General features: G+C 51.4%; 18 protein-coding genes and 1 tRNA gene. 4 read left to right on the plus strand and 15 right to left on the minus strand.

From position 1 onward, the window contains the following. The 14 genes from ACO54Z_RS01510 to ACO54Z_RS01575 all read right to left on the minus strand — a co-directional run. On the minus strand, positions 1-215 hold a 215-nt coding region (locus ACO54Z_RS01510), incomplete at its 3' end, for a hypothetical protein (RefSeq protein WP_485995422.1). 66 nt (positions 216-281) lie between these two features. Next, complete coding sequence (locus tag ACO54Z_RS01515) at positions 282-761, minus strand: type IV pilin protein (RefSeq protein ID WP_485995423.1); 480 nt, start codon at positions 759-761, stop codon at positions 282-284. Next, positions 758-1,258, minus strand: a complete 501-nt coding sequence (locus ACO54Z_RS01520) for a GspH/FimT family pseudopilin (protein ID WP_485995424.1) — start codon at positions 1,256-1,258, stop codon at positions 758-760. Before ACO54Z_RS01520 ends, ACO54Z_RS01515 begins: the two co-directional genes overlap by 4 nt. 20 nt (positions 1,259-1,278) lie before the next feature. Beyond that, complete coding sequence (locus ACO54Z_RS01525; RefSeq protein WP_485995425.1) at positions 1,279-2,046, minus strand: pilus assembly PilX family protein; 768 nt, start codon at positions 2,044-2,046, stop codon at positions 1,279-1,281. A gap of 28 nt (positions 2,047-2,074) precedes the next feature. Beyond that, positions 2,075-3,244, minus strand: a complete 1,170-nt coding sequence (locus ACO54Z_RS01530) for a PilW family protein (protein ID WP_485995426.1) — start codon at positions 3,242-3,244, stop codon at positions 2,075-2,077. 13 nt (positions 3,245-3,257) lie between these two features. Continuing rightward, a complete protein-coding gene (locus tag ACO54Z_RS01535; RefSeq protein WP_485995427.1) occupies positions 3,258-3,836 on the minus strand; it encodes a prepilin-type N-terminal cleavage/methylation domain-containing protein in 579 nt (192 codons plus the stop codon). 14 nt (positions 3,837-3,850) lie between these two features. Then, on the minus strand, positions 3,851-7,498 hold the full coding sequence (locus ACO54Z_RS01540) for a PilC/PilY family type IV pilus protein (RefSeq protein ID WP_485995428.1): 3,648 nt from the start codon (positions 7,496-7,498) through the stop codon (positions 3,851-3,853). Between the two features lie 250 nt (positions 7,499-7,748). Beyond that, positions 7,749-9,194, minus strand: a complete 1,446-nt coding sequence (locus ACO54Z_RS01545; protein WP_485995429.1) for an aminoacyl-histidine dipeptidase — start codon at positions 9,192-9,194, stop codon at positions 7,749-7,751. A gap of 37 nt (positions 9,195-9,231) precedes the next feature. Next, positions 9,232-10,227 (minus strand): protease SohB, encoded by a 996-nt coding sequence (gene sohB, locus ACO54Z_RS01550; RefSeq protein WP_485995430.1) that lies wholly within the window; start codon positions 10,225-10,227, stop codon positions 9,232-9,234. Further along, positions 10,227-10,967: a hypothetical protein gene (locus tag ACO54Z_RS01555; RefSeq protein ID WP_485995431.1), complete on the minus strand. Its 741-nt coding sequence runs from the start codon at positions 10,965-10,967 to the stop codon at positions 10,227-10,229. Before ACO54Z_RS01555 ends, sohB begins: the two co-directional genes overlap by 1 nt. Further along, positions 10,957-11,844: an ABC transporter ATP-binding protein gene (locus ACO54Z_RS01560; protein WP_485995432.1), complete on the minus strand. Its 888-nt coding sequence runs from the start codon at positions 11,842-11,844 to the stop codon at positions 10,957-10,959. The genes ACO54Z_RS01555 and ACO54Z_RS01560 overlap by 11 nt, the downstream gene beginning before the upstream one ends. Before the next feature lie 56 nt (positions 11,845-11,900). After that, the gene (rpmG, locus tag ACO54Z_RS01565) at positions 11,901-12,071 is read right to left on the minus strand and encodes a 50S ribosomal protein L33 (RefSeq protein ID WP_004138878.1); all 171 of its coding nucleotides are present in this window, start codon (positions 12,069-12,071) and stop codon (positions 11,901-11,903) included. Positions 12,072-12,081: 10 nt separating this feature from the next. Continuing rightward, the gene (gene rpmB, locus ACO54Z_RS01570; RefSeq protein ID WP_485995433.1) at positions 12,082-12,318 is read right to left on the minus strand and encodes a 50S ribosomal protein L28; all 237 of its coding nucleotides are present in this window, start codon (positions 12,316-12,318) and stop codon (positions 12,082-12,084) included. Positions 12,319-12,355: 37 nt separating this feature from the next. Next, positions 12,356-12,431 (minus strand) — tRNA-Phe (locus ACO54Z_RS01575). Positions 12,432-12,589: 158 nt separating this feature from the next. Here ACO54Z_RS01575 and nagZ point away from each other — a divergent pair. The 4 genes from nagZ (at position 12,590) to ACO54Z_RS01595 (ending at position 15,032) form a co-directional block, all read left to right on the plus strand. Beyond that, entirely contained in the window at positions 12,590-13,597 is a 1,008-nt protein-coding gene (gene nagZ, locus ACO54Z_RS01580; protein WP_485995434.1) for a beta-N-acetylhexosaminidase, read from the plus strand. 22 nt (positions 13,598-13,619) lie between these two features. Continuing rightward, positions 13,620-13,988 carry a DsrE family protein gene (locus ACO54Z_RS01585; RefSeq protein ID WP_298081355.1) on the plus strand — a complete coding sequence of 123 codons (369 nt, stop codon included), beginning with the start codon at positions 13,620-13,622 and terminating at the stop codon, positions 13,986-13,988. 2 nt (positions 13,989-13,990) lie between these two features. Next, complete coding sequence (locus tag ACO54Z_RS01590) at positions 13,991-14,548, plus strand: hypoxanthine-guanine phosphoribosyltransferase (protein ID WP_485995435.1); 558 nt, start codon at positions 13,991-13,993, stop codon at positions 14,546-14,548. 127 nt (positions 14,549-14,675) lie between these two features. Then, positions 14,676-15,032: a hypothetical protein gene (locus tag ACO54Z_RS01595; protein WP_485995436.1), complete on the plus strand. Its 357-nt coding sequence runs from the start codon at positions 14,676-14,678 to the stop codon at positions 15,030-15,032. Positions 15,033-15,054: 22 nt separating this feature from the next. Here ACO54Z_RS01595 and ACO54Z_RS01600 read toward each other — a convergent pair whose 3' ends face one another. Beyond that, a complete protein-coding gene (locus ACO54Z_RS01600; protein ID WP_485995437.1) occupies positions 15,055-15,246 on the minus strand; it encodes a hypothetical protein in 192 nt (63 codons plus the stop codon). Between the last annotated feature and the right edge of the window lie 173 nt (positions 15,247-15,419).

Here is a 15,419-nt window from a genome sequence, read left to right on the forward strand (position 1 = left end):
CGTTGCTTTTTGTTTGCCCGCCGTTTATCAGCATACATTTTAGGACACCACCCAAGATTCAAAGCATTATAGCCATCCACCGAAAGTTTCAGACAAGGCGCGTCGCCGAAGACAGTACGCGGTTGTACGGTGAGGCGACGCAACACAGCATGAGGTTTTCGGTGGATGGCTATAAGTTTCAGGAAGCGAACTAATCCGCTTGTTCTTCGTTTCAAAAATTCTCGATGAGATAAAAAATAACCCTGCCCAAATGGGCAGGGTTTGTAAATTTGCAGAAGGAATTATTTGGACCAACAAGCTATTGATACAGGATCCCGGCTACCTTCGGCAGGCGGTGTCGCCGTTTTTGAAGCCATCTTCGCTCCGCTCTGATCATAAAAGAAATACGGGCAATCCTTATCTCTTTGAGCCTGCACCCCTGCAGCTGTCGCCTGAATAATATATCCCGTTTCTGTAATAGACCCATTGACAAAACTAATGTCGTAGCGTTTATTCCCTGTGACTGGAATCCTATCCAGCTTCCAATTTTTAATAGTATCATTAGAAAGGCTAGTTTTATCCGATAGTATCTTATAATTACGGGTAACCCGGTAATGCTGATCTATCTGACTGGCTATCATTTGCAAAGCATTCCTCGCCTCTACACGCTGTGCACGAACAGCGTACTGTCCAAAATTTGGCAATGCAATAGCCAATAAAATCCCCATAATTGCGATAACAATTAGAACTTCCAGCAACGTAAAGCCATTATTTCTTTTCATTCCTTAGTCTCCCTTAAACGACCACCTGACGAAATTTTTAGTTTTGATGTATGCGAGCTGCTTCTTATGACTAACGAAGCACCTGCATTAATATCTACCCGACCGTTTCCAAAAAAATTCAGTTTGCCATTAAAATTCTCTGGTTCCAGAGAAATATTAATGTTTTTATTTTCAAAGATATTATCCTGCAATATTTCAACTTTATCTCCCTCTTGATGCAACACGAGCCAGCCGTTACTAAAGTCATTGCGGTTGTTGCAATTCTTTCCGCTTGCATCAGCGGAGCAGAAAACCACCCCATCTTTAAGTCGTAACGCTTCACTCTGTGCAAAATAAAAAGCACTTTTCCATTCGTTAAGAACTGAGCGAACTTTTTGTCCATCTACAAAATTACGGTAATTGGGTGCAGCTATTCCAAGCAAAACTCCCAAAATAGCTACTGTTACTAAAAGTTCCAATAGTGTGAAGCCTTGCTGGCCTCTCCTAAACTTTAACATACAGCCTCCAAAATATAACATTAGCCATTAAGAACATAGATTGCCTGCATCATTGCATTTGTCGTCTTGACATTAGCACCACCTTCGCCATTGCCAAAGCCAACAGCTGTAATACGAAATACAACGACATCCTTACTTTTCATTTCAAGTCCACTATCTGGAAATTCCATATCTTTCAATTCATTAGAAAGGAAACGTTCTATGACAAATCTTGGTTTAATTCCAGACGAGGTTACACATTCTTCGCATTCTATAGATTCAAGACGAGCATTTGCTGCAGTATTAAGCTGTTTACCTGCGAATTCCACAGATTTGGCATTGTTTGTCCAATTCACGCACGTCCAAAAAGGCCTACAGCTAGAATAGCCTGTTTTAACAAATGAATAGGTATATATGCCCTTATTTAGAAGATTTGCCTGCCCAAGATTGCTCAAGGCATTACCAAGATCGCTATCACCTTTTTTCCAAAGATTATTTGCTGCTTCTGCCGGATTTTTCTCCCTACATTTTGTCTCTGCATTACCTGGAGCAGTAGTATTTGTACCTGAAGTCCCCGATCGTATACACGACTTAAATCCTTGGTCAATAATATATTTTTCAGCATAGCGAATGGCCATTTGGGCAGACTGCCGGGCGGTCATCATTTCATAATCAACTCCCGCCTTGCGTTCTTCCAAACGGGAACTTGTCATAACGAATCTGACAACACCCAACAGAATTAATAGAAATACAAGGCAGCTGAGCAACACAATACCCTTTTCTTTAGGGTGATATGCAAGATATTTCATTTTTACACCTTTAATAATTATTGAATTATCATTTTTTATATTTTGATAATTCTGGTACATATAAGCTATTAGGCATAGTAATCACCTGCACGTAGCGCTTATAATACCGCGAGTCGCCCGATTTTCTGGGATTGTCATCTCTAAATTTTGCTTTTGCATCCGTATTATTAGGATCTTGTCGCGCACAGGTAGGAACTGTTTTTTGCACATTTGCAAAATACGGATCCCGTTCGCCATCCATGGGTTCTACAGCGACAACTAGACAAACTTCCACACCAACAATACTGGCCCATTTTAAGGCTGCATCATTAACGTTTTCCACTCTAGGTGCGGGTAAATAAGTCAGAGTTTCCAAACCGCTCGTAGCATCCTTCAGATCAACCTTTTCGCCAGCCGCAGTTTTATTTTCCGGAGTAACCAAGTATCGGAAAGTCATTTCCTCAACACCCTCGACAATGCTTTGCCATCCGTCAACATTACTGCTGCAACCAAAACTACCCACCTTATCAGACGTTTTGCCAATATTGGTATCTCCTGTCCGAACGGTATACCGGTTAATTACCAGACCTCTTTTGTCTGCTACCTTTCTACCAAGACAATCCCTACCAGCACCACTAAAACTCGCGTCCTGCTCTTGAGCTTTAAAGGCCAATGAACGAGAAGGTGCTTTGGCAGGATTGCTACTTTCTTTTGCCTGAACATCATCTGGAGCAAAAGTCTGATATCCAATTTGAATAGATTGGCGCAGATCGGAATTACTGCTTTGGCAACCCGCCAAGCTTTCTACAGTTGGTCTCGAATCAGTAAAATTCCCATTACAGCCCAAAAGCGGAATAACTTTTCCTTCCGTAAATTTACCCAATGGTGTTGCTTCATTTAGGTTAGCATTTAAATTTGCTGCTTGGCGTGCATAGATAGCTAAAACTTGTGGATCTTCCGTATCAAAAGTAGATTGCGCTGCTGCTGCACTTGAAAAAGGATCAAGATAGCCCGCATTATGGAGATCGTATTCCAATCTACTCACAACCTGTCGACGAACTTCATCAAGATTTTCCGAAGTGGAACGACGCTTAGAAGATTGGTTTGCTGTGCCAAATACGGTTATCAGGCCCATCAAAAGTAACACACCCAATCCCATGGCTATCAATAATTCTATCAGGGATAATCCCCGTTGTTTATATAGAGATTTTACGTTCATCCTTCCAACACCTTCATAACGCAAACCAAACTTGTGTTCCCTGCACAGGGGCATCGCTTTCATTGTCTGTAGCAGAAACGTGTTTCCACATAATAATTACTTCATAATTATCATTATTTTTTCTTAGCAATGCTCTGCCTCCCGGCAATGTACTCATAATTTCATCTGCCCATGCGTAAACATCTGCCTTGGCATTTTCTTCAGCCAAGGTACAAGCAGAATTTTTACACCGTAAATTATCTACTAACCTGGATAAGGCCGCATCTTTATTGGCAGCATCATATATAGAATTCAAACTGTCATATACACCTTTGTAGTCTCCATTATTTGGGTTTGCACTTATCCCGTTAACCACATAAGTTTCCTTAGCCAGCGCATTGGCTCGCATTGTATCAATGATCAATTGACTTTTCTGAAGGGCAAAGGCGGTGTATTCTGCTGTATCACCAAAACGGTTTGCAGACTGAATCATAGATACACTCATTGCTAACCCTAGGGCAACAATTAGCATGGACACTACTATTTCCAATAATGTCATTCCTTTCTGGTGGGTGCGCCATGCACCCACCAAAACTCTCCTTTTTATCTGCATATAGACCTCCTGATTTATAACTGAATTTCCCGTTCGTTTGCGCGGAAGAGGGATGGATCACCACAGAGTTTCCCACCTACAGATTGAGCATCAACATTACCTGCACCTGGATCATTAGGATCGGCTGGTGTTCCGGGGTTTCTCTCTGCCCCTTTAGCTGCCTTAGTAATGACGTTTGCCATCTTTGCTGTTTTTGCCAAACAGTCGTTACGCTGCTCGGAGCTTTTTGGATTTCCAAGATCAGTCAACAAACCATCACCTGCATTACCGTTAGCTCCATTTGCCCATAATGTAGGTGCAGAATTCGCTGTATCTATGATATTCATTGCAGAAGTAAGTACCCCTTCATTATGTCCTGCCTGTGGATCTGGTTCATTACTATTTGGCTGATAATAATAGGCACCGTTAGCAAGATCTGGCCCTGCTCCCGTAAGCACATTTATTGCCATTGACCAGCTATGCCCCTCTGTTTTGATGCTTGTCTCAGTATCATAGCAGGTTTTTTTGGGATCCACGCCACTGGGCAGTTGCTGGTTCTTTTCAGTAACCTCATACACTCTCGTTGATACAAATGCCGTACTCAACAACATTTGGGGGCTTGAAACTACTTTCTCAGCAGCTACAATTGTTTCCCCGCCCGTTTGACCTTCATTCAACATAATCCGCCATGCTTTATGACTGGTTGGATTAAAACCGGCATCGGTTATATAGCGTTTATCCGTAGCGTTATGATCATAAGACTGTTCCAATATTGATCCAGAATTATAAGATAGTGTACTGGGATTACGCTCACTCAGACTGTCGTATATGCCCATTATCATCTGTTGGTTTTGACTACGTTGATCATGTTTGAAGAGATCAGAACCTGTACCAAAAACAACGATATATTCGTTTTCATTTTTACGATATACCGCAGGGGCAGAAGTTATAGGCTGTGTCGGTTGACCTTTGTAAATCATGTGTGCCTTCCAAGTACTCACTGGACCACGAAGGTCAAAACGATACAAGTTACCGAACTGATCGCCCGCATAGGCCACATCAATGACACCATTATAGTCAACATCTACCAAGGTGGGGCTGGCTAATGCTCCTGGTCCACTCGCACCAACAGTCGGAATTTTAGTAACCAATGTTCCTGCACTATCACCTGTCTTTACTGTTCCTGTTGTCGCAGACGTACCAAATTCCTGTCCCATCATGTCATAAACATACAGGGTAGGAGTCGCATCATAAGCAGTCACATTAGTATTGGCTGTAAAAATACCGGCATCATCATATGTTCCCGGCTGGTAACCATTGGCAAGGAAAGCGTACAGACGAACCCCCGACTCAATTTTAGGCTTGTTGTTCTCCCAATTGGTAGCCACCTGCGTCAATGTCGCTTTGCCAACGGTATAACCCAGCCCGTTTCCTGTACCCTTCTGTGTTTCCCAAAGGGGGACTTCGCTGAGCCAGTTTGAGCGCCCTGCATCCATTCCCGCTGGTCCAGAACCATCGCGTTTGTTACCTGCTACAGATAGCGCATATGCACCTCGCCCCCCTTGTCCCATGTTACCCAAAAGGACGTATTGACGCTGAAGCCCCGCAGTATCCGGCGTTTCAACCCACGCTATACCTCCATTATTTAGATAAAGGTGCGGATTAGTATCATCATTTTTGCCGTAATCTGCTTCTGCCGTTGCAGGAATTGCCTTGCCAACCGTCAGCGTATCGTCCTTACTTTCGCGCTGCATTCCTGCAGGTAGGTAATTTAAGGCAAGATTATAAGGCGACGTGCTTTCGCTTGAAGAATTGGTTGACTCAAAAATATAGGTCATACCATCATTAGCAGCCGTAATAACATACTTTTGCTTTCCCAAACTATCCTTGCCCAATGCAATGACCGGGCTTCCCAATACATCTCCCATTTGGCGCTGCTTATCTGTAGCTCCCGGGGTTCGTACGCGATAAGTTTGAACCAAGCGTGGCGTAATAGCATCTGCTGCTGTTTTTATTTGCGCATCTGTCTTACCTGGATTCCGCATGAGCCAAGGCGCAAAAGCTTCTTTATATTCTTGGTCAGAAGTCAGACCAAAATCGCCTTTATGTGATGCATCAGATTCAGAAAAATTGTATATACCTCCTGGCTCACCATTATTTACTAATATCGTGCGGTTATCATATTCTGCAGGGATGGGATCCCCTGCCTTAATTTTTTTACCTTCCGAGTCAAACCAGTTAAACAGCATCATACTGCTCCAGTTTTCCGTATTGATAGAAGTGCTGGCTGCAATAGTTGCAATAGAACTGCCCGACACAGAGGGTGTAGACGTTGAGCGGGTATTTTTGGACTGTACCCCTTCTTCGTTTGTAATATTTGCAAAAATCGAATCAAAAGCATTATTTAATTCTTCAGCCGTTGTGACCATGTAGCTGCAGGTTTGCCCTGAAGGACAGGCTGCACCATCTCTCAGATACATTTTTCCCCTGCCAGACAAATCACTACCAAAACCTATTGTATAAGTATAAATCCGTTGGTTTTTATATTTGGGGTCATCCCAACTACCGCCTTCTGCATCTGTTCCGCTTGTTCTCAAATCTGTTGAATCTGCTGCTAAACGATGACTAAACAATGCAATGCCTGAGTAAGGCCCCATCCAAGGCTCATTTTCAAAGGCACCATAAGCACGATATCCTTTCCAGCCTCCTTCTGGTGGATAATTCCAATAAAAATTATCGCCCTTAGCATCAGTATTCCCTGAATTTTCAAACCTTCCGTAAAGTGCAGTTTCCCAAGCATAGAATCCTGTCGCATTATCATACACACGTTCATCAGCTGTACCCGGAATTTCATCTACGTTGGCATCACCGTCTGACAGCAAAACAACATAACTCTTCTGACAACGGTATTTAATTTCATCTCGTACTTTACGCACCGCACGGATATAGCGATCTGTAGTTGGCGTATCTATCAGGGGAGAAAGTGAATTAACATATTTACGCTGCTCCGCTGTATTATTTGAAAATCCTCTCGGTGATGGGATTTTTGTTGTTTTAAACCCAAAGCCTCGAACATGGCGAGTAGGATAAATTTCGTTCCCCGGCCCAACTCCATAAGGATGGCTCCACCAACGCTCTTCTGAACCCCAAAGAGAATAGATACTCCAATTAATCTTGCTTCCATGTTTATTCATGAGCAAATGTATGCCGTCTATGACCACATCCATTCGCGTGGTTTGACCAAAAGTATAGTTTTCAAGCGAACCTCTCCCAAAAGCAATATCTCCTCTACCATATTGACTGGGAATATAAAACACAAGATAACATCTAGGGTTTGATGTCCAGTGAATGCTATTATTCAAATTATAATGACAATGCCATTGTGTCGCCCAATTCCTCGCCATACCCGTCCAACCACTAATTGCAGCTTGCATACTGCCCGAGTCATCAATGAGCATCATGACATTCGGAGGAACGCCGCCTTTGGTTTTGGTCGCTTCGTTATAGAGCTGCGGCGGACGCGGAAGAAAAGGAGAGGTTTTAACTGTTGGACCTGTCGGAGCCGGTGTGGCCGGCGGGGTCGGTGCGCCCTGTGCCATTGCGAGATGCTGGCAAGCGAAACCAACCACGGTGGTCAGAAAGAGCGGTCGGAACGATATTCCTGTTTTTTTATGTGTTTTCATCATGTTCTCCATGTTTACAGTGCGCACAGTTGTGCAGTGGGAAAGCTGTATTTTACATCTAAGCAAGAATGGTGCCAAAAGGTAACACTATGTTTACAATGATTATTTTCTTAAAAGCATTTATAACATAACGATTTTTCTTTGACGAATATTTATTTGTACCTGTCACCATCAGCAATTAAGGCGCTGTTGTATTCTGATATTCCAACAGCGCCTTAATATTGCTTAAAAATGAATTTTTATTTAGCTGTTATTTGTTCTGCAGGTAATCCGTCAGCCATTGGTAGCAGCGGCCAACGCTGGCGATGTTTACTTTTTCGTCTGGGGAGTGCGGTGAGACGATGTGCGGCCCGAAGGATGCCATTTGCCAGTGCGGGTAGTTGGTGAAAAGCATGCCGCATTCGAGCCCGGCGTGGATGGCCTTGACGGAGGGCGCCTTGCCGTAGATTTTGGTGCCGAGCGCGACCAGTTTTTCCACCAGTTCGGAGTGTGGCTGCGGTTTCCAGCCGGAGTAGGAACCGCTGTATTGCCAACTGCCGCCGACCAGGGTGAAGAGTGCTTCGATACGGGCGGCCAGTTCGGCGCGGGCGCTGTCCACGGAGGAGCGCAGCATGCAGAGGATGTAGAGCGCCTTGTCGTCGGTTTTGACGGCAGCGAGGTTGTTTGAGGTTTCGACCAGGTCGGGGATGTCCACGCTCATGCGGTCCACGCCATTGTGCAGGTTGCGCAGGAGGCCTATGACCTGGCGCGCGCTTTGTGCGCTGAGGATGTGGCTGAAGGGCGCACCCGGTTCGAGGCTGATGTGCAGTCCCTGGTCTTCGGCGGGCAGTTCGGCACGGATTTCGGCGGTGAGTTCGTGCAGGCGCTGTTGTACGGCGGCAAGCTGGCTGTCGTTCAGGGCGACGGCGGCATCGGCTTCGCGCGGGATGGCGTTGCTGAGGTCGCCGGCTTGCAGGCCGATGATTTTGAGCGCGTTGTTCGGGTCGTCATGCAGCGCTTGCAGGACGCGGACGAGGATTTTGATGGCGTTGCCGCGTTGCAGATGGATTTCCACGCCGGAGTGTCCGCCCTTGAGGCCGCCGACGTGCAGTTGGTAGCCTTGTCCTTGCTGCGGTTCGTATTGCAGCGGCACGGTGTAGTCGACGTTTGTCGCCCCGGCGCAGCCGATGCAGAGTTCGCCTTCGTCTTCAAAGTCGAGGTTGAGCAGGACGCTGCCGTTCAGCCAGTTGGGCTGGACGGCGGAAGCACCGAGCAGGCCGATTTCTTCGCTGGCGGTGAACAGCGCTTCCAGCGGCGGATGGCTGAGGTTTTTGTCGGCAAGGATGGCAAGCACCATGGCGACGCCGATGCCGTTATCGGCGCCGAGCGTGGTACCGTCGGCGCGCACCCAGTCGCCATCAATGACGGTACGGATCGGGTCTTTGCTGAAGTCATGCACGGTATCGCGGTTTTTTTGCGCGACCATGTCGAGGTGCGCTTGCAGGATGACGCCGGGTTCGTTTTCGCGTCCGGCGGTTGCCGCCTTGCGCACGCGGATGTTGCCACCCGCATCCCGTTCGGCGGGCAACCCCAGGCGGGCGGCTTCGTCGAGGATGTATTGCTGGATTTTTTCTTCCTGTGCCGAGGGGCGGGGAACTTGCGTGATTTGGTGGAAATATTGCCAGACCGCACGGGGTTCAAGTTCTTGGATATTCATCAATAGTTTCCTCATGTTTTCAATACGGTGGCGCGTTTCAGCGGATGCGTGCTTTCAGCGGTCGCGCCTGGATTTTGCTGAGAATGCGGTGTTTGATTTTGTCGAGCCAGCGTTCCGGTATGTGTTCTTCCAACTGCACCAGTTGGTGACTCTGCAAATGGGCCAAAATGTAATCGTCGCTGGTGCCGACGGCGTCAATTAGCCGGTTTTCCACTGCCTGCACACCATACCACGTTTCACCGGTGGCGATGGCGTCAATGTCCAGCTGCGGACGGTAGCGGCGGATGTGGTTTTTGAAGAGGTCGTGGGTTACGGCAAGTTCGTGGCGGAATTGCTGACGGTCTGCGTCGGTATTTTCGCCAAAAAGTGTCAAACTGCGCTTGTGTTCGCCTGCCGTGTGTTCTTCGTAGCGGATGCGGTATTGTTGCAGCAGTTCGTTGAAATTGGGCATCGCGCCGATGACGCCGACCGAACCGAGAATGGCAAACGGTGCGGCGATGAGTTCGTTGGCAAGACACGCCATCATGTAACCACCGCTGGCGGCGACTTTATCGACCGCGATCACCAGCGGGATTTGCCGTTCGCGCAGCCGTGCCAGTTGCGAGGCGGCAAGGCCGTAGGCGTGTACCAGCCCGCCACCGCTTTCCAATCGCAGCAGGACGCGGTCTTCCGTACCTGCCACCTGGATGACCGCGCTAATCTGTTCACGCAGTTGTTCAACCGCCGAGGCTTCAATGTCGCCATCAAAATCAAGCACAAAGATGCGCGGCTTGTGGTGTTCACCCTCGTGTTTTGCCGCTTTTTTCTGCGCCTTGTGTTGCGCTTTCAGCGTTTTTTTGTCGAGCAGTTCGGCATTGAGGCGCTCGCGCTGCTGTTCGTAATGTTCGTTGAGCGAACGGATGACCATCTTGTCATCATCGTCGCCATGACGGCGTTTGCCCGCCGCCGCAGTGGCAACGACCAGCAGGATACAAAGCGCTACGGTCAGCGCCTTGGCGAGAAACAGTCCGTAATCAAAGAGGAAAGACATCATCAGGCATTCCGGTTCCAAAACAGGGGGATAAGGGTAGCGAACAACAGCAGGTGCATTGCCGCAAAAACCAGTGTCTGCATACTGGCGATGCCGCGATAGAGCAGTGCGAGGTGCTCAAACGGCGAGAACCAGCGCAGCATTTCCACCAGCCACGGCGGGGTGGTGGTCAATACCGGCAGCAGCCAGAGCATCAACCAAAGCAGGGCTAACAGGAGCGAGGCGGGCAAGGGTTGCTTTTGCGAAGCGGAAACCGTCTGCGCCAGCAGCGTCGCATAGCCTGCAATGAATAATTGCGCTAGCGCCAATGCCTGCAACAACCCGCCATCCCAGACGCTACTGCGCGCCATCCAGACGACAAACAGCCAAAACGGCAATGCGGGCAGCGCCAGCGCGGCAAAGAGGACGACGGTTTTGCTGAGCAGCAAGCGCCATGCGCCACCGCGCACCCCGCGCAGCAGCACATCGGTATGCCAAAGGCGTTCGCTGGCGAGGCTGCGCGCGCCGAAATAGATGGAGCAGAGGATCATCAGCCATTGCAGCAATTGCGTGGCGCTGCCAAGCAGGGTTTCGGTCGCGCCTCGGCGGTTTTCCAATCCCGCCAGTTTCGGCGCAATCGCCTGATATTCCAGCAACCCGCTGACGAGAAACCAGCCAAGTGCGAACCACGAAGCGGTCAGGGCGACAAAAAATGCCGGGGTTGCCAGCAGGCGACATTCTTTGCGCAACAGGCTACGCCACATCCTTGACCTCCTCCGACTGACACGCTGCGGCAGATAATTTTTCCTGAAAAGCGGCGTCGGGATAGGCGTCATAGAAAGCGCTGACGCTGGGTTGCGCGGCCAGCCGCTGCCAGAGCAACTGACGCGCTGCGGCACTTCCATCGTGGGCAAAGGCGAGGAAACGGCCGTCCTGCGCGACTGCGTCCGTCGCAAACGCCTGTGCCTGCATGACGGTATCGTAAGCCACCCACAAATGCGGCGTGTCCACGCGCGGAATAACGATTTCTTGCAACACGCCGTCATGCAGGCGATAGACACGCTGCGCCACCGCCAGCACTTCGTCCCAGTTATGGCTGGTCATCAATACGCAACCGCTTTCGCCCAGCCCCGCCAACAGCGGGCGCAAGGCAGCGCGCTGGTCGCTGTCGAGACCGTTGGTCGGCTCATCCAGCACCAACAGCGGCGGACAGTGAATCAGCGCCTGCGCCAAACCGACACGCTGCCGATAACCATGCGACAGCTCGCCGCAGCGTTTGTGCGCCACCGCCTGCAAATGACAGCGGGCGATGACGTCGTCCATCGCCGCTTTGACATCGCGCACGCCGCGCATTTGTGCGCAGGTTTGCAAAAATTCGCATACCCGCCATTGTGGATAGAGTGGTGCCTTGTCCGGCAGATAACCCAGCCAGAAACGCGGCAGTTTGGCGTGATGGCGTACCGTGCCGCGATCGGGCGACAGCGCGCCGGTCAAGATTTCCAGCAGGGTCGTTTTGCCCGCGCCATTGCCGCCAATCAGCGCGACCACTTCCCGCGCGCGCAGTTCAAGCGAGGCGTCGCGCAGAATGGTTTGTCGGCCACGGCGGAAGGCAAGGTGTTGGGCGGAGAGTATCGTTTCCATGATGCAGCAGATATAAAAAAACCCGCGAAGGCGGGTTTTGATGCAAAGCGCCAGAATTATTTGATTTTGGCTTCTTTGTAGATAACGTGTTTGCGGGCAACCGGATCAAATTTTTTGATTTCCATTTTTTCCGGCATATTGCGCTTGTTTTTGGTCGTGGTGTAGAAGTGTCCGGTTCCTTCGGAAGACACCAAGCGGATTTTGTCGCGTGCGGTTTTCTTGGCCATGACTCACTCCTTAAATTTTTTCGCCACGGGCGCGGATTTCTGCCAGAACGGCATCAATGCCACGTTTGTCAATAATGCGCATACCGTGCGTGGAAACTTTCAGTTTGACGAAGCTCTTTTCGCTCTCGACCCAAAAGCGGTGTTCCTGAATATTCGGGAGAAAACGACGCTTGTTTTTGTTGTTTGCGTGGGAAACGGTATTACCGACCATCGGCTTTTTACCGGTCACCTGGCAGATGCGGGACATAGCCGGACCTCAATGAATACTTAAAAATGGAAAGGGATGGTGGCCAAGGGCGGAATCGAACCACCGACACGCGGATTTTCAATCCGCTGCTCTACCAACTGAGCTACTTGGCCGTGGAAAGGACGCGCATTAAACAGGCAAAGCCTTTGCGAGTCAAGACTTCGCGCGAGATTTTTTCACCGCACGCAGCGAAGCTGCCGCATTTGCGGCAGAAAGCGCGGTCATTGTCCGCGTGGCGGCGTGTTAAAATTGCGTTTTTTCTGGAGCTTGCATGAGTGCAGTCATCATTGGCATTGAAGGAACGATGCTGCTCGCGCAGGAAGCGGCGCTGTTGCACCGCCCCTTTTGTGCGGGCGTCATCCTTTTCAGCCGCAATTACAGCAGCCCGGCGCAACTGAAACGGCTCTGCGCCACTATCCGTGCGCAACGCCCGGACGCGCTCATTTGCGTCGATCACGAAGGCGGGCGGGTGCAGCGTTTCCGCGACGGCTTCACCGTCATCCCGGCGATGGGCGCGTTTGGCCGCTGTTTTGACCGCCGCCCGTTGCTCGCCTGCGAACTGGCGGAAGCGGCGGGCGTCGTTATCGCTTACGAACTGCGCCAGTTTGGCATTGATTTCAGCTTCACCCCGGTGCTGGATTTACAAGACCCCGCTTCCGGCGTTATCGGCGACCGCGCCTTTCACGCCAACCCCGCCGTGGTGGTACTCCTTGCCGATGCGCTGCGGCGCGGCCTGCGCACGGCTGGCATGATTGCCGTCGGCAAACACTACCCTGGACATGGCCGGGTTGTCGGCGACTCGCACCACACCCTGCCGCAAGACCCGCGCGATGCGGACGAACGCGAATCCGACCGCTACCCCTTCATCCGCCAGATTGAAAGCGGCATCGAAGCACTGATGCCAGCGCATATCGTCTTCCCGCAGACCGACCACCGTCCCGCCAGCTTCTCGCCGGTGCATCTCGCCGAACTGCGCGCGCTGGGCTTTGATGGCGCAATCATTAGCGACGACCTCGACATGGCGGGCGCGCTTGGTATCACCGACCCGGCAAAGCGTATCCAGGCAGCGCTGGACGCCGGGGCGGACGTGACCCTGATGTGCAACGACTTCGCCGCCATCCGCCAAGTACTGACCCGCCGCTATTTCCACCGCGACGCGGATGCCAGCGCGCGCCGCCTTGCCACCCTGCGCGGCCAGCCGTTTGACGCCGCCGCGCTTGAACCCGCCTACCACGCGGCGCAGGAAAAACTGCGAACCCACGCGGCGCAACTCCTATAATGCGCGCCCACCCGGAGCAAACATGGCCGAAAAACTCGTCGTCATCATCCTCAACAGCGACCCGCAGAACAGCGCGGAAATACTCGAACCCGTCTATCACGCGACCATCGCCGCCTCGATGGACTACCACGCCGAAATCATCCTCGCCGGGCGCGCGGGCGAACTCGCCATCCGTGGCGTCGCCGACAAAACCGAAACCGGGCGCAAGGCGGGCGAAACCCTCTACGACCTCATCAAAGAAGCCTACCAGAGCGGCGTCGTCATCAAGGCGAGCAAATACGTCGTACAACGCTGGGGCGACAACCTCATCGCCGAAGTCAGTGAAGTCGTCAGCGGCGGCTACATCGTCGGCGAAATCATGAACTCCAACAACAAAACCCTGAGCTACTAACCATGCAAAACCTCACCAACGCCGACCTCGAAACTGTACTGCGCAACAGCGAATGCCTGATTGACAGCGGTCGCATCAACGCCGCCTATGACCACCTCGCCGCGCAACTCAACCTGCACTACGCGGGCTTGAACCCGCTCATCCTCGTCGTCATGAACGGCGGCCTCATCCCCGCCGGACAATTGCTGACGCGCCTCTCCTTCTTTCACCGCATGGACTACCTGCACGCCACCCGCTACCGCGACAACGCGGCGAGCGACGACCTCGTCTGGAAAATGCGGCCGACCGCGGCAGTTGCGGGCGAACACATCCTGCTCATTGACGACATCTACGACGAAGGCGTCACCATCAAAGCCATCATCGAAGAACTCAAGGCGCAGAACCCGCAAAGCCTGCGCAGCGCGGTACTACTCAACAAAAAACACGACCGCAAAGTGGCGGGCTACGCGCCGGATTTCGTCGGCTGTGAAGTGGAAGACCGCTACATCTACGGCTGCGGCATGGACTACCACGGCTACCTGCGCCACCTGCCGGGCATCTACGCGCTGAAGCAGTCATAACCCGTTTTTTTACATAGCACGATGGAGCGCTCAGGTGTATGTTAAAGGGCAAATAGTGCTTGCCGCTGACCACAGATTGCCCGCTGACCAGCCGCTCCGGCCAAAACACCACCCGCAACCCGCCACCATGAAAACATCCCTCCTCGCCGCCCTGCTCGCCCTCGGCGGCTGCACCCAAAGCGACTACTTCGGCGACTACCACGAAAGCAGCACCGTCACCTACGGCATGGCGGGCAACAGCATCAGCAGCAACACCAGCGGCTACTGGCACGAAAGCGGCATCACCGCGCCGCAGGGCGATGTCGCCATCTGGAACGACCGCGTCAATATTCACCTCAACAGCAACCCGCCCGGCAATTACCACAGACCCGGCGGTTACCGCCCCGGCTACGGCGACGAACCCTGCTACGTTGAACGGCAGGCATACCAAAACGGCCGCCCGGTCACCATCTTGCAACCCTGCCACAGCTCGCCGTATTTCTGACACCTCCCATAAAAAGCCCGCATCAGCGGGCTTTTTGATAACCACGCCGCCGTCGCAAAATCACTTCAACAAGCGCGGCAACAGCAATCACCATCAGCGGCGGGATAAACACCTGCGCCGCCCACCAGCCACCCGCGCCGGACGGATGCCCCGGCGCGAGGAGGATTTCTCCGGGCGGTGCCTGATGGAGACCACCCGCCGTTCGCCAGTCCATCGGCAAATGGCTGCTGACGGGAAATTCGCGCCCGCTCTAGTCGCTGCTCGCCAGTACGGTGTACGGCGCCTGTTGCGGGACGACGCGCTCCGGCAGTTTCCGCGGGCTGTCCCAAATAAGGTGGTGTCCTAAAATGTATGCTGCCTCAAACAAATCCGTAGTTGATATAGAAA

This window comes from Cardiobacterium sp. (assembly GCF_057314735.1).